Origin of the sequence: Nostoc sp. PA-18-2419, assembly GCF_005869855.1 — a bacterium.
In the GTDB taxonomy this organism is placed as follows: domain Bacteria; phylum Cyanobacteriota; class Cyanobacteriia; order Cyanobacteriales; family Nostocaceae; genus Nostoc.
The window spans coordinates 1-24,503 of sequence record NZ_SZNH01000025.1; the positions used below are offsets into that span (position 1 = coordinate 1).

At 41.3% G+C, this 24,503-nt stretch carries 21 protein-coding genes; 15 read left to right on the forward strand and 6 right to left on the reverse strand.

Annotated elements, in window-relative coordinates:
- The 5 genes from FCR06_RS22255 to FCR06_RS22275 all read left to right on the forward strand — a co-directional run.
- Nucleotides 1-436, forward strand: a 436-nt coding sequence (locus FCR06_RS22255; RefSeq protein ID WP_145973337.1) for a transposase, incomplete at its 5' end; no start/stop codon positions are given.
- A 208-nt stretch (nucleotides 437-644) separates the two neighbouring features.
- Nucleotides 645-893 (forward strand): hypothetical protein, encoded by a 249-nt coding sequence (locus FCR06_RS22260; RefSeq protein WP_138503613.1) that lies wholly within the window; start codon nucleotides 645-647, stop codon nucleotides 891-893.
- A 130-nt stretch (nucleotides 894-1,023) separates the two neighbouring features.
- Nucleotides 1,024-2,184: a KamA family radical SAM protein gene (locus FCR06_RS22265; RefSeq protein ID WP_138503615.1), complete on the forward strand. Its 1,161-nt coding sequence runs from the start codon at nucleotides 1,024-1,026 to the stop codon at nucleotides 2,182-2,184.
- A 113-nt stretch (nucleotides 2,185-2,297) separates the two neighbouring features.
- Nucleotides 2,298-2,666, forward strand: a complete 369-nt coding sequence (locus FCR06_RS22270) for an SET domain-containing protein (RefSeq protein ID WP_138503617.1) — start codon at nucleotides 2,298-2,300, stop codon at nucleotides 2,664-2,666.
- A 108-nt stretch (nucleotides 2,667-2,774) separates the two neighbouring features.
- Entirely contained in the window at nucleotides 2,775-3,767 is a 993-nt protein-coding gene (locus FCR06_RS22275) for a D-alanine--D-alanine ligase (protein ID WP_138503618.1), read from the forward strand.
- A 183-nt stretch (nucleotides 3,768-3,950) separates the two neighbouring features.
- Here FCR06_RS22275 and FCR06_RS22280 read toward each other — a convergent pair whose 3' ends face one another.
- From FCR06_RS22280 to FCR06_RS22300, 5 genes are all read right to left on the reverse strand, one after another.
- Nucleotides 3,951-5,342, reverse strand: a complete 1,392-nt coding sequence (locus tag FCR06_RS22280) for an MATE family efflux transporter (RefSeq protein ID WP_138503620.1) — start codon at nucleotides 5,340-5,342, stop codon at nucleotides 3,951-3,953.
- 290 nt (nucleotides 5,343-5,632) lie between these two features.
- Entirely contained in the window at nucleotides 5,633-6,511 is an 879-nt protein-coding gene (locus tag FCR06_RS22285) for a DUF4157 domain-containing protein (RefSeq protein WP_223280237.1), read from the reverse strand.
- A 166-nt stretch (nucleotides 6,512-6,677) separates the two neighbouring features.
- Complete coding sequence (locus FCR06_RS22290) at nucleotides 6,678-9,095, reverse strand: DUF4157 domain-containing protein (protein WP_223280238.1); 2,418 nt, start codon at nucleotides 9,093-9,095, stop codon at nucleotides 6,678-6,680.
- A 197-nt stretch (nucleotides 9,096-9,292) separates the two neighbouring features.
- A complete protein-coding gene (locus FCR06_RS34860; RefSeq protein WP_138503712.1) occupies nucleotides 9,293-9,616 on the reverse strand; it encodes a papain fold toxin domain-containing protein in 324 nt (107 codons plus the stop codon).
- 207 nt (nucleotides 9,617-9,823) lie between these two features.
- Nucleotides 9,824-11,434 carry a DUF4157 domain-containing protein gene (locus tag FCR06_RS22300; protein WP_223280239.1) on the reverse strand — a complete coding sequence of 537 codons (1,611 nt, stop codon included), beginning with the start codon at nucleotides 11,432-11,434 and terminating at the stop codon, nucleotides 9,824-9,826.
- Nucleotides 11,435-11,625: 191 nt separating this feature from the next.
- On the opposite strand from FCR06_RS22300, the gene FCR06_RS22305 reads away from it, so the two are divergent.
- From FCR06_RS22305 to FCR06_RS22350, 10 genes are all read left to right on the forward strand, one after another.
- Nucleotides 11,626-11,862, forward strand: coding sequence for a hypothetical protein (locus FCR06_RS22305; protein WP_138503622.1), 237 nt, complete (start codon nucleotides 11,626-11,628; stop codon nucleotides 11,860-11,862).
- Entirely contained in the window at nucleotides 11,862-12,386 is a 525-nt protein-coding gene (locus FCR06_RS22310) for a phage tail protein (RefSeq protein WP_138503624.1), read from the forward strand. The genes FCR06_RS22305 and FCR06_RS22310 overlap by 1 nt, the downstream gene beginning before the upstream one ends.
- Before the next feature lie 197 nt (nucleotides 12,387-12,583).
- Complete coding sequence (locus FCR06_RS22315; protein ID WP_189523525.1) at nucleotides 12,584-16,111, forward strand: hypothetical protein; 3,528 nt, start codon at nucleotides 12,584-12,586, stop codon at nucleotides 16,109-16,111.
- Nucleotides 16,112-16,144: 33 nt separating this feature from the next.
- Nucleotides 16,145-16,696, forward strand: coding sequence for a hypothetical protein (locus FCR06_RS22320; RefSeq protein WP_138503628.1), 552 nt, complete (start codon nucleotides 16,145-16,147; stop codon nucleotides 16,694-16,696).
- A gap of 88 nt (nucleotides 16,697-16,784) precedes the next feature.
- Entirely contained in the window at nucleotides 16,785-18,518 is a 1,734-nt protein-coding gene (locus tag FCR06_RS22325; protein WP_138503630.1) for a VgrG-related protein, read from the forward strand.
- 88 nt (nucleotides 18,519-18,606) lie between these two features.
- On the forward strand, nucleotides 18,607-19,104 hold the full coding sequence (locus FCR06_RS32880) for a PAAR domain-containing protein (RefSeq protein WP_189523526.1): 498 nt from the start codon (nucleotides 18,607-18,609) through the stop codon (nucleotides 19,102-19,104).
- 200 nt (nucleotides 19,105-19,304) lie between these two features.
- Nucleotides 19,305-19,718, forward strand: coding sequence for a GPW/gp25 family protein (locus FCR06_RS22335; RefSeq protein ID WP_138503718.1), 414 nt, complete (start codon nucleotides 19,305-19,307; stop codon nucleotides 19,716-19,718).
- Nucleotides 19,715-21,919 (forward strand): putative baseplate assembly protein, encoded by a 2,205-nt coding sequence (locus FCR06_RS22340; RefSeq protein WP_138503632.1) that lies wholly within the window; start codon nucleotides 19,715-19,717, stop codon nucleotides 21,917-21,919. The genes FCR06_RS22335 and FCR06_RS22340 overlap by 4 nt, the downstream gene beginning before the upstream one ends.
- A 94-nt stretch (nucleotides 21,920-22,013) precedes the next feature.
- Entirely contained in the window at nucleotides 22,014-23,045 is a 1,032-nt protein-coding gene (locus FCR06_RS22345; RefSeq protein WP_138503634.1) for a phage tail protein, read from the forward strand.
- Between the two features lie 84 nt (nucleotides 23,046-23,129).
- Nucleotides 23,130-24,329 (forward strand): DUF4159 domain-containing protein, encoded by a 1,200-nt coding sequence (locus tag FCR06_RS22350; RefSeq protein ID WP_138503636.1) that lies wholly within the window; start codon nucleotides 23,130-23,132, stop codon nucleotides 24,327-24,329.
- Between the two features lie 30 nt (nucleotides 24,330-24,359).
- On the opposite strand, the gene FCR06_RS34350 is transcribed toward FCR06_RS22350, so the two are convergent.
- Nucleotides 24,360-24,488 (reverse strand): hypothetical protein, encoded by a 129-nt coding sequence (locus FCR06_RS34350; protein ID WP_262984700.1) that lies wholly within the window; start codon nucleotides 24,486-24,488, stop codon nucleotides 24,360-24,362.
- Nucleotides 24,489-24,503 lie beyond the last annotated feature (15 nt).

A 24,503-nucleotide genomic window follows, 5' to 3' on the forward strand; every position in this document is an offset into this window, starting at 1 on the left:
TCCGGCGAATGTAGATGACCGAAAGCCAGTACCAGAAATGACTGAGGATTTGATTGGTAACGCCAGTTGCTTCAAGTCGGCAGAGCCGCCCAACGCACTGGCTCAACTTTTTGGAGATAGAGGATATATTTCTCAAAAACTATTTGAGGAGTTATATGAGCGAGGTTTAGAATTAATTATCAAATCCAAGAAGAACATGAAAAATCGCTTAGTTAAATTGATTGATAAAATTCTCTTAGGCAAGCGAGCAGTGATTGAGTCGGTGAATGACCATCTCAAAAATATATGCCAAGTAGAACACTCTCGGCATCGTAGCCCTTTTAACTTTCTGGTTAATTTGATGGCTTCTTTAGCTGCTTATAGCTATTTACCTCAAAAACCATCTATTGACATTTACCCAAAAGACCTTCCTGCTCTACCTCCTGCCATTTTTTAGTTCTGTCGAACTCACGTAGTATTAGGGAAAAGGCTGGAGAGTTAGGTTTGGTGTTAGCTTTTACACATGACATAAAAAGTGAGGTTAATCAATCGACTACCATTCAATTTTGGTGTAGAAATCATAAAAAATATACTTATTCAGTATAGTGAGATACTTATTGTTAAACTTTTGATATTATTTCTAAAGCAGTTGCAAGTTAGTTTTCATGTCCTCTATTCAAGCCGATATCAGAATTCCACCTCATCTTCATCAAAAGCTAGCTATTTACGCTAATCAGGCTGAGGCATTCAAATCTAAGGTGATTATAAACACTCTTGTTCGTTACCAAGAGTGTACTGAGGCGAAATTACATCCTCACTCGAATTTTCCCATTACAGTTATAGATAGGCATAAGCAGCCATTATCTCTGGCAGGCAACGAGCCGAACTATTTTTATTTCTACGCCACAAGTTAAGATTACCTGATTGAAGAGGAATTTTAATCAGAATTTGTCACAGTTCTTAATACTTGCCACTGCTTACAAAATGTAGGTATAAAAATAGCTGCTGATTAGTTAATAATTCTCAGTTGATTCAGTTTTAATTATGATTGCAAACACTGTTTTAGATCCTTTAATAACCAGTATTGGGCGTGCAGAAATTTGTCAGATTTTAGGAGAGACTTACAACCAGGAACGTTGGAACGATTGGCGCTGGCAAATGCGGCATCGGTTGACTAAGCTGGAACAGTTTCAGCAGTTATTACAGCTTACTCCTGCTGAAGAACGAGGACTTTTAATAGCACCAGAAAAGTTTGCTGTAGCCGTAACACCACATTTTGCATCACTACTCGATCCAAAAGATCCGCTTTGTCCACTACGGTTACAAGTGATTCCAAGGGAAGAAGAACTGATTGTCAGTAGCACAGATTTGGTAGATCCTTGTGGAGAAGATTGTGACTCACCAGTTCCAGGACTTGTACATCGCTATCCCGATCGCGTATTGCTGCTTGCCCTAGATACTTGCGCGGCTTATTGTCGTTACTGTACCCGCTCTCGTTTAGTCAGTCAAGGTGAGATGCATCCAGTCACGCGACGGTTAGATGCGATTGTTGCTTACCTAGAAGAACACACTGAGGTACGTGATGTCTTAATTTCCGGCGGCGATCCGCTGCTGATGTCTGATGAACCTTTAGATAAATTGCTGGGACGGTTGCGTGCGATTCCCCATATTGAATTTATTCGGATTGGTTCCCGCGTGCCGAGTTTTTTACCACAACGAATTACACCAGAACTAGTTGCTTTGCTGCGTAAACATCGCGTGTGGTTATCTTTGCACTTTTGTCATGTGCAGGAACTCACGCCTGAAGTAGCACAAGCTTGCGATCGCCTCGCTGATGGTGGTATTCCTCTAGGCAGTCAAACTGTGCTATTAAAAGGTGTCAATGATTCACACCAAGCGCTGAAGAATTTATTTCACGGTCTTCTCAAACTGCGGGTACGACCTTATTACCTTTATCAATGCGACCCCGTTGTTGGTACTGCACATCTGCGAACAAGTGTGCAAACGGGGATTGATTTAATCTCTCAATTGCGCGGTCATACCACTGGCTATGCTGTGCCAACTTATGTAATTGATGCGCCTGGTGGTGGTGGCAAAGTGCCAATTCAAGCTGAAACTCTACTTACCTATGAAAACGGCACAGCTACAGTCCGAAATTGGGCAGGCAAAACCTACACTTATGTAGATCCAGTAGAGCAAGACTAACACTATATATCTATATATAGAAGAGTTGATTGCCATGTAAAACAGACACTTAGGATAGTTCAGTTAACTTCTTGACCAATAAAAAACTAAGTAATTGCAGGAGAGAAGTTGGAATGTTGATTGTGGGTAATACAAAACTCAAAGGTAGAGGCGTGTTTGCACAAAAGCGTTTTCTTAAAGGAGAAATTCTTGAAAGAGTGCCAGTAATTGTTATACCCGCACAAGAAGTCAAATTAATCGATCAAACAGTCTTAGCTAATTATTACTATGATTGGGAAGATGAAGCTGGAGCGATCGCTCTTGGTTTATTGTCCCTGTTTAACCATTCTTACCATCCTAATACTTACTATGTGAAAAAATTTGCTGAACGTGAGGTGGAGCTAATCGCGTACAGAGATATAGAAGTGGGAGAAGAAATTACTGCCAACTATAACGGTTCTCCTGAGGATCTATCTCCAATCTGGTTTAATGTTATTGATTGAGATATCTTCGATAATCTTGCCAACTGAGTAATCGAAATTCTGGTAATTAAGACATTTTAGTTGATTACAGCTAACAACGAAAGCTTGCTCACTGGAAGCTATAAGGTAATGGAACTATTTATCGGTCTTTGTTATGACCTGAAAACAGACTACCTGAAGGCTGGTTTCAGTGCTGATGAAGTGATGGAATTTGACGATGAAGAAACTATCATTGGGCTAGAACAAGCACTATTTGAGTTAGGTCATCAGGTTGAACGGATTGGCAATGGCAGAGAACTTGCTCTCAGGTTAGCAAAAGGCGATCGGTGGGATTTGGTTTTTAATATTGCCGAAGGTTTGAAAGGTCGTTCTCGCGAAGCCCAAGTTCCAGCAGTCTGTGAATTATTCGCTCAACCTTACACCTTTTCCGATCCCTTAACCTGCGCCCTGACTTTAGATAAGGCACTAGCTAAAAGAGTAGTGCGCGATCGCGGTTTGCCCACAGCTGCGTTTGAAGTAGTGAATTCCATTGCTGAAGTACAAGCTGTATCCCTACCTTTGCCATTGTTCCTCAAGCCTGTGGCAGAGGGAAGTTCTAAAGGAGTAACTGGGCATTCGTTTGTTAAAGAATGCGAAGAACTAGTGACGACGTACCAATTATTACGCGAACAACTTCAGCAGCCCGTACTGGTGGAAACCTTTCTTCCTGGTCGAGAATTAACAGTGGGTATTATTGGTAACGGCAGCAACTCACAGGTAGTAGGTGTTATGGAAGTAATTTTTACAGCCAAAGCAGAAACTTCTGCCTATACCACTCTTAACAAAGATGAATACTTGGAACGCGTATCTTATCGTTTGCTCATCGATCCTGAACCACTAGCAGCACAGGCAAGACAACTGGCGCTCGATGCTTACTATACTCTTGATTGCCGTGACGCTGCCCGCGTAGATTTACGCTGTGATGCTAATGGTGTGTTGCAATTTCTGGAAATTAACCCATTGCCAGGACTTCATCATATCCGCTCAGATTTGCCAATTATGGCACGTTTGGCTGGTATGCCATACACACAAATCATTGCCACAATAGTTGAGTCTGCTTGGCAAAGATATGAATCGAGGTAGTAGGGGGCAGAGGGGCAGGAGGCAGGGGAGAAAATAATATAGCCGTAGTCACATCCTTTAGGACATAGTGACAAGGGTGAAAGCTAGGAATAGTAATAGTTTTACCTTCTGCCTTCTGCCGACGCTCGTGGACTCGCTAACGCTGCGTTATCCTGCCTCCTGCTATAACTCCTCACTCAACACTCAACATTCCAATTCTTGCTTAGTGCTTAAATCAGCGACCAAAAAATAAAAACGCCCAACTAAAAGCACTGCACCTATAAGTAGCCCTAGTAATAAACCTAACCATAACCCTATAGCACCCAAACCTAAAGTAAATGCCATCAGGTAGCCGCCACCTAGACCAACTCCCCAGTAAGCGAACATTGTGATTAATGTCGGTATACGCGTATCTTTTAACCCAATTAAAGCACCCGCAGCGATCGCTTGAATAGAATAAAATACTTGAACGATTGCCGCTACAGCTAACAAAGAAATTGCAGTATTAACTATCTCGATATTATTCAGATTACTAATGTCCAAATACATTCCCACAATATAGTTGGGAAATAGCCAAAAAATTATGGCGACAATGCTCACAAAAGGAGTGATCAGTCCAAGGCAAATAAATGCTGCTATGCTTACACCTTTAAAATCGTTTTGTCCCTTCAGTAGTCCTACTCTCATGGTGATAGCATAAGAAATACCTATAGCCACAGTCTCCACAAAACTTTCTGTTTCAACGGCTATTTCATGGGCTGCTAATTTATCTGTGCCAAACCACCCCATGAATAAAGCAATGGCAGTGAATACTCCAACTTCGGCTCCATACTGCAAACCCAAGTACCAGCCTGTTTGGAAGATATCTACAAACATCTCCCTATCGAATTTAAACAAAGCGCAATCAAGCTGATAGTCTTGAAAATACTCATCAAAGTAAATCCAAGTAACGGCGGCGATAAAATTCAGCCAGAGAATAAGTGTGCTTCCCCAACCAATACCAGCTAAACCAAGGGCTGGTAAACCAAATTTTCCGAACATAAATACATAATTAGCAGCTGCATTCAATAATAATCCTGTGATTGTAATTACTGTCAGGAATTGGGGACGATTGAGGGCAGAGCTAACTTCTTTTAAAATACAAAAGCCGAGTGCAGCAGGAAAACCCCAAACAATAGATTGTAAATATGTTTTAGCTAATAATACGTTGCTTTGTTCTTGACCAGTGAGCATCAAAATAGAATCAAAGTGCCAAATAAGAAACATTACAGGGAAGCACATAATCGCAGCTAACCAAATTCCCTGACTGGTAGCACAGCTAATTCGCTCTATTTTTCCTGCACCAAAAGCATTCGCAACGGTAGCACCTACTGTTGAAAGAGTAGAACGACAAATGGAGGCTAGGGTCGAAAAGGTGACTGCACCTAAAGCACCAGCTGCTAAAGCTTGACTGTTAAGTAAGCCCATCATCACCCCATCCAATAAAGGAATCCCTGCTTCCAATATTTGAGCGATTACCAAAGGAACTGCTAATTGTAAGCAGGCTTGGATTTCTAATATGAACTCTGATTTAAATTCTTTTGAGGTTAACTCCATTCTCGAACAAACACTAAATAGGCCAACAAAAAGGTCGCCTTAGTATATTAAGATAAGTTAAGGTCAATAATCAAAATAAATTTTAGCTTTGACAGCAGAATTACTGAATTCACAAGCGAAACAGGCTTTATCTCTGGTTTAAAGAGGAATCGTTGTCTACTTCAATTTGCTTGAAATCTGCTGTTACTATAGCCTCGCTCGGTCTAGAGCCAGGGATTATCTGAAGATATCCGTAATTTTTCTTTACGCTGAAATGATATATGGTCGTGTTTGTAATTTTGGCCAATTTCCTAGGGCTGTATTCGCTGCACCGTCTCTCCATTTTGCTGGACAACATGAGTTAGTTCATGCGCTAACAACTCCTGTCCGCCACGACTCCCTGGATTATATTCCCCTTGGCGAAAGAATACATCCTGTCCCGTCGTGAAAGCCCGCGCCTGAATTGATTGATTCAACTCATTTGATTGGGCATCCGTGTGAACCTTTACCCCACTGAAATCTGCACCAAAAGCCTCTTCCATCGGTTGGCGGATATTGTTAGCCATTGGCTGTCCACTACCCCTTGCTTGGTTGATGGACGTTTCCAAGTCTGAGTTAGCAGCCATCCCAGCTTTACCCTGACGCTGCACCATCGGCGACTTTTGTAATTCTTCTTCCTCTGGCGTTGACTCTCGTTGCAGCGTGCTACTGTCAAGAGATTTCATTTGTAATTCTTCTTCCTCTTCCTCTGGCACTGATTCTCGTTGCAGCGTGCTAGTGTCGAGAGATTTCATTTGTAATTCTTCTTCCTCTTCCTCTGGTATTTCTTGCAGTTGCACCACAGGTGTGATAGAACTTGCCAGAGGTTTCATTTGTAATTCTTCCTCTTGTAGTATTTGTTGGCGTTCAATAGACGAAGAATTTCCAGGCTGTGCCAATTTTCCCATCACCTGCTGTGCGACTGTATCAGCTTCTTGCTCGTAAATATCTCCTGGCTGACTAACTGTGAGTTTAGTTTGGGGACGACGCAGTGGTATTCGACTAATGTCGTGAACTACAGGTTTGTCTAGCGGTGTTAGGGATGAAGCACCAGAAGAGTGCGAATCAAAACCGGGCGTTGGCTGTTTGAGTGCAGGTATTGAGAAGGAATCTGTAGTAATTTTTTTAGGCTGAATGATGCGTTCTTTCATATTTTTCTAACGCCCAACCATTAGGTAGATGAATATGCTGATATTAATATTTAGTGTAGAGCGATCGCACTCAATCAAGCATCATACATGAGCGATCGCTTGATATTTAATACACTCCGCGCTTGATAAATAGGCTAGAATCTCTGGAATAGCAGCAATCAAACTACTACAGAGCACTCTTGTTTAAACTGACGATGTAATCAAAAATCTCAAGCGCCCGTTCTTGTAGTTGCTCTGGAGTAGCAAGTTGTCCAAGCGAGCGAATCTCGAAGATCGGTGCTTCCTTTCGATTATTATCTACATTTTCAGTACGAGAGCCCATCGCACCCATTGATTCCAGGTCATCCTTTTTATCGTGAGTGTCTTCTAAATTGAGATCTGGATTCTCATTAAAGTGTGCTGCTGTAAGGTAATCTGTTCCATTCATGATACCTAGTATCCATTGCTTGCGAGTCAACCCTTCTAAGGCATTTTGATCGCCTGCACCTGCTGCACGTGGGTCATTATAAATACCGTGAGGGAAGAGATCGGTCTGCATATCAAGGTCACCAGTCGCATATTTTACCAAATAGACTAGCGCGTCTGAATTCTGTTTGAAGTAGGTCTGCTCATTGCGATCGAGCAGTTTAAACATTGCTGCGAAATCAGTGCGTGCCATGACTGGAGCGATCGTTTTTGCGTATCCAAGATTTTTATTATCTGCACTTACTATGTAACTTGCTATGAGTGACAATAGCCCGCAAAGTTCCTTTGAGCCAAATTCTTCAGGGGGATGCCAATTAGAAAACTCAGCAAAATAGAGATGGTCTTCAATAGCTTCTTCTGCTTTTATTGGAGCTTTTCCGATTGCACTTGAAGGACCAAGGGCGCCTCCGAGCGCTGCCCCAAGCATATCTCGTGTATCTTTTCTCTGTTGTTTTGTCTCCTCTGACTCGTTCTCAGCAGCGTTCATGGACTTCATAAGTTCGGGAACCCTCGCAAGATCGACCGCGCCTGTCACCTGTAAGGCTCCCGCAGCGCTTTTGGCTGGGAAAATGACTTTCCCAACTAGACCGCTGTTTGGCGCGACTTCCGCAGCGTGAACTACTTGACGCTTGCCAAAAAATCCTGTAATTCTCTGGGTTATTTCGGTGAAATCCTTGAGTGCTTTTTCAAGTGCCTTGCGTCCATTCTCATCTTCCTCAAAAGCATCGGTAACAAATTCAGTATTTGACATACTGCTGCCGTCTGGAAATGCATTGCCTTCGTCTGCTTCTAGAGTGAACTGATTTCCACGCACGATTTTCTCTTTCTTCGAGAGCGCGTGAAACCTATAGTTACCCATTTTTTCATTACCACTGCCTTCCATATCCTGACCAGTCTTGTTATCAACAAGTTCGCCTGAGCCAAGATAATTACGACGCTGCGAGTCCGTCTGTTGAGTAAAATCAGACTTGATAGTCTTACCACGTCCAGCACGTTTAACCTGCTTTGCAAATTCTTTCTTCTCGGCAGGAGTGACCGGAGTAGCAAGCGCACTAAAAATTTGGCTCATCTCGTATTCAAATCCAATTTTTCGCTGAATCGAGGCAGTGCTGTTGGCCTTGCTGACGATTGGTGTTGTTGCCAATTGAGTATCATTTTGCTGCATTAGTTTAGTTTGATGCGGCTGCGACTGCTCCTGTTCTGAGTTGAGGATCGAAAACTCAGACAAGCTAGTTTCTAGGTCTTGCGAGTCTGAAGATCTCTGAACCGCCCCCCCATTTTGCTGCACAACGTGAGTTAATTCATGCGCTAACAACTCCTGTCCGCCCCGACTGCCAGGATTATATTCCCCTTGGCGAAAGAACACATCCTGTCCCGTGGTGAAAGCCCGCGCTTGAATTGATTGATTCAACTCATTTGATTGAGCATCTGTGTGAACCTTCACTCCACTGAAATCAGCCCCAAAAGCCTGTTCCATCGGTTGGCGGATATTGTTAGCCATCGGCTGTCCGCTACTCCTTGCTTGGTTGATGGACGTTTCCAAGTCTGAGTTAGCAGCCATTCCAGCCTGACGCTGCACCATCGGCGACTTTTGTAATTCTTCCTCCTCTGGCGTTGACTCTCGTTGCAGTGTGCTACTGTCGAGAGATTTCATTTGTAATTCTTCTTCCTCTTCTTCTGGCACTGATTCTCGTTGCAGCGTGCTAGTGTCGAGAGATTTCATTTGTAATTCTTCTTCCTCTTCCTCTGGCGCTGACTCTTGTTGCACCACAGGCATGATAGAACTTGCCAGAGGTTTCATTTGTAATTCTTGCTCTTGTAGCATTTGTTGGCGCTGGATAGACGAAGAATTTCCAGACTGTGCCAATTTTCCCATCACCTGTTGTGCGACAGTATCAGCTTCTTGCTCGTAAATATCTCCTGGCTGATTAACCGTGAGTTTGGTTTGGGGACGACGCAGTGGTATTCGACTAATGTCGTGGACTACAGGTTTGTTTAGCGCTGTTGGAGATGAAGCACCAGAAGAGTGCGAATCAAAACCGGGCGTTGGCTGTTTGAGTGCAGGTATTGAGAAGGAATCTGTAGTAATTTTTTTAGGCTGAATGATGCGTTCTTTCATATATTTTCTAACGCCCAACCAGTAGGTAGATAAATATGCTGATACTAATATCTAGTGTAAAGGGATCGCACTTGTAACAATCAATGCAAAATCCAGTTTTTAATGGAGGCATAGCCGAGATATAACCTTGGTTTGCTTTTGATTTTTTCCAGTAGTTCAAATAACGTACTCATTTTTAGCTCCATAAAATCGCATCTCTAAAACTTTTCAATTATTTCAGTTTTAAGTTCACTAGCATAGATAAGTAAAATCTTTAACCTAATTTTCTGGTGAAAGTCCTTGTCTTGAAAAGTTGTCAAAGATTTTTCCATAGACTTTAACACGTGAAGACCATTTTCAGTAATGCTTTCAAAGCAACCCTGTTGTTCTAGGCGGTCGCTCTTGGTAAAATCTTCATTGGTCGTATTGGGTGGAAATTCGCCAAAGTTTTCCTGGTACGCCGATTGTTTGAGCCATCTTTTAAGTATACTGGAACATTCTTGACAGTGAAGTATAGGAAATCGGATGACAATATTGCCTATAGCTTCCTAAAGTTCTGTAATGGCTGCATCGTTTACGGGTTCTGTCAGGCAAAGCACCTCCCGAATAAAAAGGTGGTTTTATTTTAGCCTCTGAGCGATCGCTCAACTTTCAGGATAGTCACTACAATATCAGGCGATTGCACTTCGTTAATGCACCATACAAGATCGTGCGATCACACTGCGCCTAACCCAAGCTTCACCCCTTGCCTAGCCTAATTCCTGTAATATTTTCTCTAACGTCTGATCTATTTCTCCTAACATGTGCGCCATCGCTCCGGCCGCAGCAAAATACGAACTTGTTTTTAATTGATTATCCTCGACATTTCCTGAATGGAGCAATGCATTGGCTTGTGTGTAGAGACGATTCTTCCCATCTATTAAAAACGCAACAACTGCTTCCTTTATCCTATCGTCTCTCCACGCCCCCTCTTGGTTGCACAGCGCGATCATCTTGTTCACATATTCTGTCTGCAAACTATCGATTACTTTATCCGAGCTAACGTTCGACGTTTGGAACTGGTTACTCGTCGCTGCTGTTAGACTATATAGGTCCTGCACCTCGTGCGAATCTATGGGAATTCCCATCGCGCTTGCGTATGTTTGCTGATTAAGTGTCGTGTTCATGTAATGGGCTGCGTCATACCTAAGTTCGCCTTTCACTGTCTCTTGCTCTTTGTCTCCTCTATAACCACTACCAATCTGCGCCATTGCGTGTGGATGGAACAGTTTTGGCGGAACCTGTCTGCCAGTTCCGAGAATCTGTCGTAATGCCTTCGATGTCACACTGAAAAATAGCACGACTCGAGTTTGTACATGCTCTGCATATTGCTGCATCTCCATATCTGGCACTCTCATACCGGGTAGCTGACGGTCATCTCCAAGGTGATCCCTCCCCCTCATCACAGTAGGCTTTCGCTGGATTTTCTCGTCATTTTCTGATACTAGCTCCCGTGAGATCGTTTTTTCAAAAGGCTGGTTCTGTATCCCAAATGGAGCTGAGTCTACTGAATTAGAAGCCGATCGCTGCACCGCCCCATTCTGCTGCACCACATGAGTCAACTCATGAGCCAACAACTCCTGACCGACCTGACTCCGAGGATTATATTCCCCCTGCTTAAAGAACACATCCTGTCCTGTTGTGAAAGCCCGCGCCTGAATTGACCGATTCAACTGATCGGACCGATCATCCGTGTGAACCTTCACCCCACTGAAATCTGCGCCAAACGCTTGTTCCATCGGTTCGCGGATATTGTCCGCCATCGCCACTCCTCCACCCCTGGCTTGGTTGATGGACGCTTCCAAATCTGGTGCAGTAGCTATTCCAGCCTGACGCTGCACCATCGATTTCATCTGCAATTCTTCCTCATCCTCTGGCAATACTTCTCGTTGCAGTGTGCTATTGTCCAGAGATTTCATTTGCAATTCTTCCTCATCCTCTGGCAATACTTCTCGTTGCAAAGACATGATGGAATTTGCCAAAGGTTTCATCTGCAATTCTTCATCCTCTGGCAATGCTTCTGGTTGAATAGACTGGCGATTTACAGGTTGCGCCATTCTTTGCATTACCTGCTGTGCAACGCTATCAGCTTCCTGCTCATACCGATCTCCAGGCTGGCTAATTGAGAGTTTTGCTTGGGGACTACGCAGGGGTATGCGACTGATATCGTGAGTAACTGGTTTGTGGAGTGGTTGTATCTGAGGAATTGCTTGGCGTGAAATTGCCGACGACTCCAAACCAAAGCCATGTATCGGTTGTTTCAGGGATGGAATTGAGAAGCCTGTAGTAGTTTTTTTCTGCCGACTGACCTGTTCTCTCATTTTCTTCTCCAGATGCCCAAGCAGTAGCTAGATGAATATTTTACTGTTAATAATATCCAGAGTACTGCGATCGCACTTGTAACACAATTCCTCTAAAGTCTAAATCAAAGCAAAAACTAAGTTCGACTTTTGGCTACTTTTGATTCTGGTGGACTACCTTTAGCCTTGATTGTAGGAGAGTTTTTTTATTTATGGATTCATATCAAGAACAAACTTTTTCTACATTTAATGGCGATGTTGGCAGTACGGCTGGATACGCCGGACTTGCAATGACTTCTGATGCCAACATTGCTCAAACTGCAAGTAAATACCTCAACGATTCACTACTGCTGAACGAATTAACAGAGCAGGTGTATAAAATTTTGCAAGAAGATTTGCGATCGCAGCGGGAAAGAACAGGTGATTATAGTTCTCATAGGTGGTTGTAATGGCTGGAAATGGTAATAACGGCAAAGTAACTCACGAATTGAATTATGTTACTAGTAATCGTTTTTATGTAGAAATAGATAGTTCTATTGCTGCATCTTTTAATGAATGTACGGGATTAAGCGTTCAAATTAAGAAAAATGTTTTTCAAGAAGGTGGTGTCAACGACCAGCAAAGAATTTATTTAGGACATACAGAATTTGCAGATGTAACTCTTAAACGTGGAGTTACCGACCATCCAGGTTTTTGGAACTGGATTAATGCAGTTTTTGACGAACAGAAGAAAACATCTCGACGCAATGTAAATATTTTGATTTTCAATCAATCTGGTGAAACGATGATGAGTTGGACTTTGATTGGTGCTATTCCAGTAACTTGGAAAACACCTACACTCCAAGCAGATGGGAAGGCCGTTGCTATTGAAGAATTAACTTTAGCTTATGAAGGTTTAAAAGTTGCCAGAACTACAGGAGGAGGCAATTCTGTAGACCGGAATGCCAAAACAGGATATTTCGCTTCTAGTTAATTGATTCTTTTTCCAGTAAAAGTATGCAAATAATTCAAAATCCATTAGGAAATATTCATCCACTCGGGATCAGTTCACCTTTAGCTAATACTCACAGATTAGGATTAACGAAAGAGTCAAATTTACTGCATTCCCGAAGTAATATCATCAGTCATATACAAACAAAATCGCCATTGGTTACATCTTCTCAATTTTTCTTGTCTCGCGAGCAAGAACCATCGATAAAACCCTTAATTGGATGGGATAGTTGGGATAATCAAGATACTAATGGTGAGTTGCCATTTATTGACTTTAATCCTCTTGAATCAATCAATTCAGAAGAAAATAATTTTCCTAATAACGAAATAGTAAAAAGCAATATTTCAGTAATAGTACCAAATATCATTGAAAATCATGAAAATAATGATAGTTCAAAAAAAGTAAATATTCAAACTAAGACTAAATCTAATTCTCAAAAAACTAATAAATCTCAACGAGAACCAAAAAATAAGACACAATCAAGAAAGAAAAAATCAGTTAAATCCTCTCCAGCTAAGAATGTTATACAAGCTGCTGAAGCAAGTAATATTCTCAATAATCCTTACGAAGATATCTTCATAGCAAAAAAGGAAACTCTCTCTGCTGAGGTTAATTCAGAAGTACCCATATTAAAACATGATTTCGGTTTATCTGGTTTAGATAATACTACAGATGATAACGATTCTCCAAATAGTATTACGCCTACTATAACAACATCTACTTGGTCTAATGTTGAAGAACAACCAAGTTTGTTTAGGAAAATTGGCAACGAAGAACTACAAGAAATTTCTGAGTTACCATTTACTTTACCGAGTGCAGAGCCATCTGTTCCAGAAAGTATTTTGCCATTTTCACAAAAAACTAGATTAGACGAAAACACAACTGAATTAGCAGAAAATTCACCTAGAGAATTTTCTTTGCTTACTAATTTAGAGGAAAAATCTACTTTTTCTGGGAAGGGTAACTTAAAAAATAAACAACAATTAGATACTGAAGCATCCCAAACATTTGAGATTTCAGATATTCCCATTAGTGTAGTATCTCCACAACAAGATTTTGAAATATCTCAAGTTACTGCTAATAATCAAAGTAGCACTACTCTGAATAATTTAATTCAAAAACAAGAAGTATCACCAATCTCAAGTTCTCAGTCTCAGCAAGAAGAGTTACTAAATATAAGAAGTAATAATCTTGAAGCAATTACAGCCATTGAGCCAAATTTTATATCAGAAAGTACTACAAATGATTTTGTTACTGAGAATTCTTTAACAAATGCACCTATACCATCAGTAATTAATTTCCCTAGTATAAATGAAGTACCTACTTTACTCAATCCTTTAGTAAACTCTCAACAATCAGTAGAATCGAATATACCGTCTACTTTAGCTAATTCTGAGCCTTCACTTACAAAAAATCCGATTACAGTCAAACAAGAAATTGATTCTAGTGTTACGAGTGATTCTCTAGCCTCTCCACCTATTCAATTAACACCTAACTCAAACAAGATTGAAGAGATAAAAAGTAATTTTCAAAAATATAATGAAAACGAACAATTAGTAACTTCAGAGTCTCAGTCTGCTGTGGTGGGTAATATTTCAGATATTCCAGCAAATGTAATTTCACTCCAACGTGACAACAATCTTGAGAATACTATCAGCGAATCTATAGAAAATCAGCCTATTTTAGCACTACCTGAGATTGTTGAGGCACCAAAAGTTAGCAATATTTTTCCTGAGATTGTTGAAGCACCAAAAATTAGTAACGTATCCTCTGAGATAGTTCCTGACTTTTCGCCTAAAGTGGAAAAAATACCAAATATAATCTCTCAAGCACCATCTCTACCTCTAGTTAACCCTCTGCAAAAAAAACAGGAAGATGAAAAAACTTTTGTCACCTCGAATCAGGAAAATTCAAAGCCTCTCTCCTACAACCAAATAGATTTAGAGACAGGTTTTCCAAATTCTGTGACAAGTCAAGAGGTTGTTCAAACAGCAAAAGTTAGCAATATATTCTCTGAGATTAGTGAATTACCAGCAGTTAACGCTACATCGCCTGAAATTATTTCTGACTTTTCTGCTGATATAGAAAAGTTAACACCAAACCTAATCTCTCAACCGCCATCTTTACCTCTAGCTAATCCTCTGCAAACAAAACAGGAAAATTTAAAGCCTCTCTCCTACAACCAAATAGATTTAGAGACAGGTTTTCCAAATTCTGTGACAAGTCAAGAGGTTGTGCAAACAGCAAAAGTTAGCAATATATTCCCTGAGATTAGTGAACCACCAGCAGTTAACCCTACATCGCCTGAAATTATTTCTGAGTTTTCACCTGAAGTCGAAATCACAACGCCAAACCTAACCCCTCAAGCACCATCTCTACCTCTAGCTAACCCTCTGCAAACAAAACATCAAAGTGAAAAAACTTTTGTCAACTCGAATCAGGAAAATTCAAAGCCTCTGTTTGATGAAGAAAGAGATTTGGACACAGGTTTTCCAGATTCTGCAATAAGTCAGGAGATTGTGCAAACAGCACAAGTTAGCGATGTATCGCCTGATATTGGTGAACCACCAAAAATTAGTGATGTGTCATCAATTGTGGAAACATCGAGTATTTTCCGAAAAATAGTTGAAAATAAACAAATAGTAGAGTCAGATTTATTAGGAGCGATCGCTAATTCTGAAAACTCTGAAATTATAACTTTTGTTGATGCCTCAGATAACCAAGATATCTCAGAAAAATCAACTTTTCCCCAAAATCAGCTAAGCACACCTCCTCAAGTTGAACAAAATACCACCACTAAAAATTTAGCAGCACCTAAAGGTTATGCTACTGGTGGTCAGGTAAGAGACTCCCATCATCAAAATAATCAGCAGATAGCACCTTCAGATACAATACCTGCAATGCTGACGCCTGGCGAGTTTGTGATTAATACTAGGGATGCACAGAAAAATCTACCTCTACTACACCACATCAACACTGGTGGTACACCGGACGATATTATTCTTCCAAGTTTACAGATACCCAATCTTAAAGAACCAGAACAAAAAACTTCTCCAGAGAATTCGACTAAAGTCGATTCTTTTTCAGATACTTCATTACAGCTAAAAAACCTTGATAATCAATCACCTGAAGAGTCTAATTCTTTAATTCCTGCTTCCTTGGGGTTGAATACTGGAAAGAAACTTTCGGTACTCAACTCTCCTCAACTTAGTGCTGTCGAAAGCAAAAAGACTGATGTGGGTGGAACTTCACCTCAATACTCATCGCCTTCACTAATTTTTAGAAAAGCAAATTCTACTACTAATACACCTTCCCAATGGTCAGACACACCTTCTCAATGGTCAAATGTAGAAGAATTATTTAATGATGGTAATGATGAATTTTCCAGCTTCTTTAGCGGTGGGGAATCTAAAAGTCAAAATTCTGAATTTTCTACTGTTTTTCCATCAGAATCTTCACATGCTCCTAAATACGTTTCTGCACCTATAGGCTTTGCTGATGGTGGAGAAGTCACTACACTTACATCTGTAAACACACAACCGATAACCGAAACGATAGAAAGCTCTGCTCTCAAAGATGAAGGGAATAACAAAGATGATACAGCAAATTTGGAAGCTTTAGCCAGAGAAATTTATAGTAGATTACGCCAACGTTTGGAAATTGAACGAGAACGTCACGGCGGTTTTTCAGGTCGTTTACCTTGGTAGATTTCATTAAATCAATTTAGGAGAAATACTCAAATGGCAACTCCAGCAATTATTGTTACTCATAAGCGTCAACCCCAACTTGAGAAAGCCAAACTTGTAGCTTATAACGGTGAAGCACCAGATTTTGAGTTGATGTTTAATCCTACAGAAATTAGTTTTAGTCGAACTGTTGAGTGGAAAAGTAATGATGGAAATAGAGGTACAGAACTGCTCCCAAAGGTTAACTTTTCTGGCGTCAAACCTTACACGTTTAGCCTGAAACAGTTATTATTTGATACTTATGAAACTAAAGAGTCGGTAATGACAAAGTATGTAGACAAAATCAAGAAAGGCGTAGAAACAATTAAAGGAGCAGCTGACAAACGTCCACCTGTTTACATACTAACATGGGGAACAGTGTACTTTTATTGTGTAATCACAAAGTTAACTTACACATTAAATATGTTTTTAACTGATGGCACACCAGTTAGAGCAATGGTAGATATAGACTTGCAAGAAGTAGATAAAAATAATCTTCCTGGGGGAAAAGAATCTAAATCTAAAGACAAAGACCGGAAAGCAAATCCAAAGGTAGCAAAAAATTAATGGGTAGAAAAAAGTAGGCGAAAACAACTCATAAATGCTGAGTTTATCCCTCTAAAGTTTTTCATTTAATATTATTAACTGAAAGTTTATGCCTGACGTAAATCTTTATCTAAGCGAACCTATATTTGAAATAGAAGGAAAGGCTGCTTCTCCTGAATTAATGAAAGATTTGCTGCAAATTACTGTAGAAGAAAGTATGCATTTACCAGCAATATTTACGCTGGTAATACATAATAGCTATCTTCCCACATCTGAACGTCCAGAAAACCAACCTTGGCGACACGAGAAGTTTTTTAAAATTGGTAATAAAGTAACCTTAGGTTTTAAATCGGGTACTACTCAAAATCAGAATTTTAAAGAGGAGAAAAGAAAAATTTTGATTGAAGGGGAAATTACCGGGATGGAAGTTCACTTCAATGAGAAATCCGAAGCTAATATAATTGTTCGTGGTTATGACATATCGCATCGCCTTCACAGAGGTCGCTATAATCGTTCTTTTTTAAATACAACTGATAGCAAAATAGTTAAAAAAATTGCTCAAGAAACAGGGATAAAAATTGGCAAAATAGACGAAAGTGGCGAAGTTCATAAGTATGTATTCCAAGAAAATCAAACTAATATGGAGTTCTTGCAAGAAAGAGCCGCTCGTATTGGTTTTGATTTATTCATTACAGATGACAAAATAAATTTTTGTAAACCAGAAAGTCAGACATCTTTAGTATTGAAATGGCTAGTTGATATTAGTAAATTTAGTACTCGTGTCACTAGTGCTGAGCAGGTGACATCTGTGGAAGTACGTGGCTGGGACTATACCCAAAAAAGATTGATTACCTCAACAGCCACCAAAGAGAAGCAAATGACCCAGACAGGTAATAAGCTAGGAAGTACTACCAGTAAAGCATTTCGCAATCTGCAAACTCCCAAAATGATTGTTGTAGATAAACCTGTTGCTAACAAAAAACAAGCAGACAAGATGGCTCAAGCTTTGTGTGATGAACTGGGAGGAGAATTTGTTTATGCAGATGCTAAAGCAGTAGGAAATCCAGAAATTCGACCCAGAGGAGTGATTCGTCTTGATGGTATGGGCGATCGCTATAATGGTCAGTATTATGTCACCGAAACACGTCACTTTTACAATGGGCGGGTTTATGAAACCGAGTTCGGTGTGCGCGGGTTGCGTGCTGCTAACCTATTCACAACTCTATCCGCAAAAAAACATTTACAGCCATCTGAGACTTTATTAGTAGGAATTGTAACTGATAATCAAGACCCACAGAAATGGGGTAGAGTGAAAGTCAAGTTTCCTACTCTCACAGAAGAAGATACAAGTGACTGGGCGAGAGTTGTAGCTGTGGGGGCAGGGTCAAACAGAGGTTTCGACTGTTTACCAGAAATAAACGATGAAGTATTAGTAGGTTTTGAGCATGGCGATATCCATCGTCCCTACGTCATTGGCGGCGTATGGAATGGTAAAGACGCACCACCAGAAAAAGTCAATGACTCAGTTGGTGGACGCGGTGTAAGATTACGCACGATTAAAACTCGTGTTGGGCATACTTTACAGTTTATCGAAGAAGATAAAGCCACCAGTAAAACAGGTATTCGTATAGAAACTCAAGCTGGTCACAAAATATATCTTAATGATAGTCAGAAGTGTATAGAAATTGAAACCAAAGGCGGTCATAGAATCAAAATGGACGACATGGGTAGATCTGTTTCAGTGAAATCAACAGGTAATATGTCATTAGATGCCGCTGGCAATATCGATATTTCCGCTACTGGTACGATTACGGTCAAAGGTGCATTAATTCGACTTAATTAATTCCTAATGACGCTCTCAATCAGAGGCTAAAAGCGTAGCTTACTTCTCTGTAATTCATAATTCGTAATAAATATAATAGGAGATTGTAATGGGTAGACCAGCAGCAAGAATTACTGATAATGTGGCGCACCCCTTACCCCCAGTCTTAACAGGAGGACCGGGTAGTCGCAATGTATTGATTGGGTCTTTACCTGCGTGGCGGGGTATACTTGCTGCCGCAGTACCAGGTTTGCAGTCTGCTAAAACATCTTCTGATGCGGCTATCAAAGCCGCTGAGGCTGCTACCCTCGCGGCAGCTGGTACACCAGGGGCACCTGCTGCCTTATCTGCTGAACAAACTACAAAGGCAACAGCATCAACTACTATGGGTAGTGCGATCGCTACTGCTGCTGCTGGTGCTGATATTCATAATTGCACCACACCTTTACCCGTACCTCCTCACGGTCCTGGGGTTGTGATTGACGGTAGTCAGACAGTGCTGATTAACAATCTGCCTGCCTGTCGGATGGGCGATACTATTTTAGAAGCATTAGGGCCGCCAAATAAAATTGTTAAAGGTAATCCCACTGTTTTGATTGGCGGCTGATTGCAGAAGCAGGCACTAAATCAGCCGCAATTCGTGATTATTTAGCTTAAACCTCGTTTCTAGCCTCTGGCTGGGAACAAGGCAATTTTGAATTTTGAATTTTGAATTACCTGGAGGGTTCGACCTTTGGCGAATAGGCTTTACCGCTTTGTGCCGATATCTTTGAAGATATACATGTCACAGCTGTCTAAGTGCCAGATATGGTTTATGGTCGTGAACGAGCCTATTTGGGAACAGGTTGGGCTTATCCTCTACGCTTGAGCGTGCAAGGTGGGATACAGCTTAGCCGTGAAGAACAAAAAGTCAAAGAATCTATTTGGATTATCCTCCGCACTGGAGTAGGTGAGCGGGTTTATCGACCTACTTTTGGTTCGCGCTTGTCAGAACTGGCGTTTGCACCTTTAAATACCGATACTTTGCTGCGAATTCGGATTTATGTTTTGGAAGCATTAGAAGTTTGGGAACCACGCATTTTTGTTGATGAAGTTCTCACTGATACTGACCCTGTGCGCGGCAGAATAGATATCACCATCAATTATCGACTCAAAGAAGGCCCCGATATTTACAGCTTTGTTTATCCTTTTTATTTGGTTTCAGCTGGGGAGGAATCGTGAACTTTGACTTTTTACCAAAATTACCTTCTTCTAATCTAGACGATCGCGCTTTCGATGACTTGGTAGACGAATGTATAATGCGTATTCCCCGCTACTGTCCGGAATGGACAGACCACAATCTTAGTGACCCAGGAATTACGCTCATTGAGTTATTTGCTTGGTTAACTGACCAAATGTTGCTCAGATTTAACCAAGTACCGCGAAAAAATTATGTTGCTTTTCTGGAATTACTCGGTATTCGTCTCCAGCCTCCCGCCCCAGCACACACAGAATTAACTTTTTATTTAACCGCTGCTCTGCCGGAAGCTTATACTATTCCAGCAGGATTAGAAGCTGCAACTATTCAAACTGAAACAACAGATTCTATTACTTTTAGTACGGATTCGCCGTTAGTTATCGGCAAACCCCGAATACAGCACTTTTTAACCGCCCAAACCACCGAAGATATTCCCCAATCTCTACGGGAAAGAGTCACAACTTCCTGGACTCGTGAATTTAACGGTTTCTGGACAGGTAACGAACAATCAATTTTTGAAGAAGAACCCCAGCCTGGTAATTGCTTTTATTTAGTAATTAATTCTGAGGATTCTTTAGATGCTAATGTCTTAGAAATTATTTTCCAAGGAGCTGCCGCTACCCCTGCGGGGATTAACCCCAATCAACCACCCCGCAAGTGGGAAGCTTGGGATGGAGAAAATTGGCAACCAGTTTTATTGCAAGAATCAGATGATAAAACTCGCGGCTTCAGTTTTTACGAAATGGCGCAACAAGGTGGAAATCCGGAGCAAGGTGCAGAAATACTTTTGCATCTGCCTCAAATTTGGCCTGTAACTAACTTTACCTCTTACCGGGGTCGCTGGCTGCGCTGTACCTTTGCCATCACCCAAAGCAATCAATCTGGTTACAACCGTCCACCACGAATTACTGGCTTAGCAGTGCAATCAATTGGCGGTACAGTCAGGGCTAGTCACAGTACGCTGATTCTAGATGAGCGCTTGGGAATTAGTGATGGTACACCGGGTCAGAGTTTCCAACTGCAAACCTCACCAATTTTAGAGCGCAAAGAAAACGAGTATATTTTAGTTACTCCGGCTAATGGTTTGCCTCAGAAGTGGACTGAGGTAAGAGATTTTGCTGATTCTGCACCGCATCACCTTCATTACACCGTCGATTCGCTCACGGGTGAAGTACAATTTGGCCCGTTGATTCGGGAACCCAATCAAATCAAACAGCAAACCCAAGTGCGATCGCGCATTCAGCAACCATCACTCGATGATACATCTGTACAAGTCAGTACTTTAGAAAACAGCCAATCTCAACACCAGTATGGGGCGATTCCTCCCCGTGGGGCAGAGATTAGAATGGTGGCATATCGTACAGGTGGTGGCAGAGAAGGCAATGTCCAAGCTGGAGCAATTCAGTTTTTGAAGTCTGCATATCCATATATTGCCACCGTGATTAATCGCATACCAGCAATTAATGGCGCTGATGCCGAATCGCTAGAACAAGCTGTAATCAAAGCACCACGAATCCTACGTACCCGCGATCGCGCCGTCACTGCCGAAGATTTTGAAGTTTTAGCCCAACAAGCAGGTAGAGGAGCGATCGCTCGCGTGCGGTGTCTGCCAGCTAATTCTCAAAGACAAGCAGGTATAGTTACTTTAGTGGTAGTTCCCTTTGCAAACACAGATGCGATCACTCAAGGCAATGGCATGACACCAGAAGAATTTGGTCTAAGTCATGCACTCCAAGACCAAATCTTAAGTTACTTAGATGAAAGACGTTTATTAGGAGTACAAATAGAACTACAAGAACCAAATTACGTAGGTGTTTCTGTACAAACAGAAATTGCTCTAGAACCCGCTTATGATAACCCTTATGCTCGAGAAGAAATTCGCCGTAATTTAAGAGTATTGCTGTATAAATATTTAAATCCTTTAACAGGCGGACTTGACGGCCAAGGTTGGCCGTTTGGGCGACCAGTTTATACATCCGATATTGTCGCCTTACTGCAACAAACCCCAGGCGTGCGTCATTTAGGCCCCGTCCTGCTATTTCCCATCCGCAAACAAGGAGAAAATTGGCGACGACAATCATCACCAGAACAATTAATAGACCCGGGTCCAGAAGGCTTAATATGTTCTTGGGCTGATACAAATCTGCGTTCAAATCACGACATCCAGATAATTCGTAATTCGTAATGACGCTCGAAGACTCGCTAACGCTGCGCTAACGTAATTCGTAATTTGTCAGTAGTTATTCTCCCCCAATACCCAATACCCAGTCCCCAATCTTATGGTTCAAAGTCGCTCTAGTCCGGCTGTCCGCATTCAATTAACGCCAATGCAAATTCCCGAAGCTTTACCTGTAGCGGGTTTAGCCTTCGCTAATGCCGAAAACATGAATGTAGCAGGACGTAGTTTACTCTTGCATCCTGGACACCCAAGCCAGATGGTTGTGCAAGTGCAAAACTTAGAAGCGCGTCCTTTGCAGGTAAACTTTAGCGTTGAGGGAAACTTTCCCACTCAATGGTGTCAAATTGGCACAGAAGGTAGTGAGATACCACCTCGCGGACAAATGGATGCAGTTCTCTACTTTTCAATTCCTGAGACATTTTTTGAAGACCAAGAAGCCATAAACCCAGGTACACAAGAGAAACTAACTCTTAATTTTCGCAGCTTAGTTACTCTACACATCGATTCAGGCACAGACAACGAACAAATCCACAGAAGCGAATATTTTGATTTATATATCCGTCCTTATACTGCTTACATGGAATTCTTGCCAATTTTGTATCGTGAAGTAGACTTTATTGGTCGCTTCATGAAAATATTTGAGCAAGCTTTTCAACCAATAATTGATAGTTATAACGTCATGTGGGCAAACCTCGACCCTCTGACAACACCGCAAGCACTATTACCCTTTATGGCTCATTGGGTTGCTTGGCAAGTAGATTCCGTCTGGAATCTTCAGCAACAGCGGCGTTTAATTCGCCGTGCAGTAGAACTTTATCGTTGGCGGGGAACTCGTAAAGGATTGCGTCTCTACTTACATCTTTATACAGGCTTACCATTAGACGAACATTTACCTAATGAAGCAGATAAACATATTAGTATCACAGAACCTTTTGGTCCAAGTTTCATTATTGGAGAAGCACAACTCGGAAATGCAGTTTTAGCAGGTGGACAACCATATCATTTTATAGTCCGTTTGCGTTCCAATATTTCTAGTGGCATCATCAACGAACAACTTATTCAAAGAATTATCGAACAAGAAAAACCTGCTTTCTGTACCTACGAACTAACTATTGAAAATCCTGCTAATTAAAAACTTAGCCAATAAAATCTTAATCTTCTCTTTCTATCTTTGTTTCTGTGTTTGCTTTTTTGAATTTTGAATTTTGAATTACTTATGTCCCACCCTTTCCCACCCCCACCAATTAAATCCTTAGAACGTCTGCAAGCCGCAGATGGATTACTAATTAATGCTGAACGCTGGCGGACAGCCCACAATTACCATCGTCTACGGCAAAACGCCCAATATCAAAGTTTAAATCAACCAGGAATTGTCTGCGGTTTAGGCGTGCGAGACATTCCTGCACCAAGTCAAGTAGAAGCCAGATATCGAGATGGACGTTGGGTACAAATTCAACCTGGTATAGCCATTGATTTAGCAGGTAATTTAATTGTTGTACCAATCTCCTATGACTTTCCCATTGATATAGAAGTAGCAACCTCAGAACCAATCACAATCTACTTAGTAGTTAGCTATGTAGACCCTGATGAATTGCGGCGTACACAGCAAAGAGATATTGTTCAAGAAACTTATAGAATCGACCAAAGAAACTCCACACCAGTCACTTCAGAAATTGAAATATGTCGAATCCTGCTGCAACCTGGACATACTGATATTATTCAACCTGCGGATGCTTTTTTTCCTGGATATAACAACATTGATTTGCGTTATCGCCGTCAAGCACAAATGCGTCCCCAAGCACTTGTATGTATGGCCCAGGCCAATCATAGTGACCCAGAATGTGCGCGTAATTTTTTCAGCCTTTCCTACTTATTACAAGCAGTAGAACCCTTATACCCCAGTTTGCGAGGAGCTGATGAACCAGGTCAAGTTTCTTTATCGGAAAATATTCTAGACTTTGACCTACTTTATCTTACAGGTGGACAGGCTATATCTTTAAATAGTTTGGAATTTGAATCACTGAAAAATTACTTAAATTTAGGTGGTGTGCTTTTAGTTGATGCACCAGTAAATGCTAACCCTTTGATTGAAAGTATTCAAGCATTAGCACAACAGTTAGAGAGTCCTTTAAGACCTTTAGAAGAATTACAACGTAGTCATCCTTTAAGAACAAAACCTTTTTTGTTTGCTGCCTTGCCAATGGTTAATCAACAACAAATTAAACTCTTAATCGGTGGAGGAATTATTTTAGTAATTGGGGATTTAGCAACTGCTTGGGGACTGGATAGAGATTTGAATTTACCGCGATTAACGATTCGGATAGCTCAAGAACTCGGAGTTAATATTCTTCATTATGCTTGGAAGCGGCGACAATTAATCGGTTTGCAACAGGAAGATAATTCCGGGCAGTGGTGAATAGACCTCTTGCATAAATATTTTTTTGTCTCACGCAGAGGCGCAGGGGAAAGTGTGAGCGCCGACTTTTGGCGTAGACGCTTTGCAGTGAAGGGGTCGCAGTCTTGGCGGTTTGCGTCGATTGTGATCCCCCGAACCCGTAGGGCTTGCCGGAGGCATCAGAACTTTCCAAGA

Bases quoted from the DNA above. Each gene is read 5' to 3' on its own strand.
- FCR06_RS22260 (WP_138503613.1), top strand. From the start codon at position 645: ATGTCCTCTATTCAAGCCGATATCAGAATTCCACCTCATCTTCATCAA.
- FCR06_RS22265 (WP_138503615.1), top strand. From the start codon at position 1,024: ATGATTGCAAACACTGTTTTAGATCCTTTAATAACCAGTATTGGGCGT.
- FCR06_RS22270 (WP_138503617.1), top strand. From the start codon at position 2,298: ATGTTGATTGTGGGTAATACAAAACTCAAAGGTAGAGGCGTGTTTGCA.
- FCR06_RS22275 (WP_138503618.1), top strand. From the start codon at position 2,775: ATGGAACTATTTATCGGTCTTTGTTATGACCTGAAAACAGACTACCTG.
- FCR06_RS22280 (WP_138503620.1), bottom strand. From the start codon at position 5,342: ATGGAGTTAACCTCAAAAGAATTTAAATCAGAGTTCATATTAGAAATC.
- FCR06_RS22285 (WP_223280237.1), bottom strand. From the start codon at position 6,511: ATGAAAGAACGCATCATTCAGCCTAAAAAAATTACTACAGATTCCTTC.
- FCR06_RS22290 (WP_223280238.1), bottom strand. From the start codon at position 9,095: ATGAAAGAACGCATCATTCAGCCTAAAAAAATTACTACAGATTCCTTC.
- FCR06_RS22300 (WP_223280239.1), bottom strand. From the start codon at position 11,434: ATGAGAGAACAGGTCAGTCGGCAGAAAAAAACTACTACAGGCTTCTCA.
- FCR06_RS22305 (WP_138503622.1), top strand. From the start codon at position 11,626: ATGGATTCATATCAAGAACAAACTTTTTCTACATTTAATGGCGATGTT.
- FCR06_RS22310 (WP_138503624.1), top strand. From the start codon at position 11,862: ATGGCTGGAAATGGTAATAACGGCAAAGTAACTCACGAATTGAATTAT.
- FCR06_RS22320 (WP_138503628.1), top strand. From the start codon at position 16,145: ATGGCAACTCCAGCAATTATTGTTACTCATAAGCGTCAACCCCAACTT.
- FCR06_RS22325 (WP_138503630.1), top strand. From the start codon at position 16,785: ATGCCTGACGTAAATCTTTATCTAAGCGAACCTATATTTGAAATAGAA.
- FCR06_RS32880 (WP_189523526.1), top strand. From the start codon at position 18,607: ATGGGTAGACCAGCAGCAAGAATTACTGATAATGTGGCGCACCCCTTA.
- FCR06_RS22335 (WP_138503718.1), top strand. From the start codon at position 19,305: ATGGTTTATGGTCGTGAACGAGCCTATTTGGGAACAGGTTGGGCTTAT.
- FCR06_RS22345 (WP_138503634.1), top strand. From the start codon at position 22,014: ATGGTTCAAAGTCGCTCTAGTCCGGCTGTCCGCATTCAATTAACGCCA.
- FCR06_RS22350 (WP_138503636.1), top strand. From the start codon at position 23,130: ATGTCCCACCCTTTCCCACCCCCACCAATTAAATCCTTAGAACGTCTG.
- FCR06_RS34350 (WP_262984700.1), bottom strand. From the start codon at position 24,488: ATGCCTCCGGCAAGCCCTACGGGTTCGGGGGATCACAATCGACGCAAA.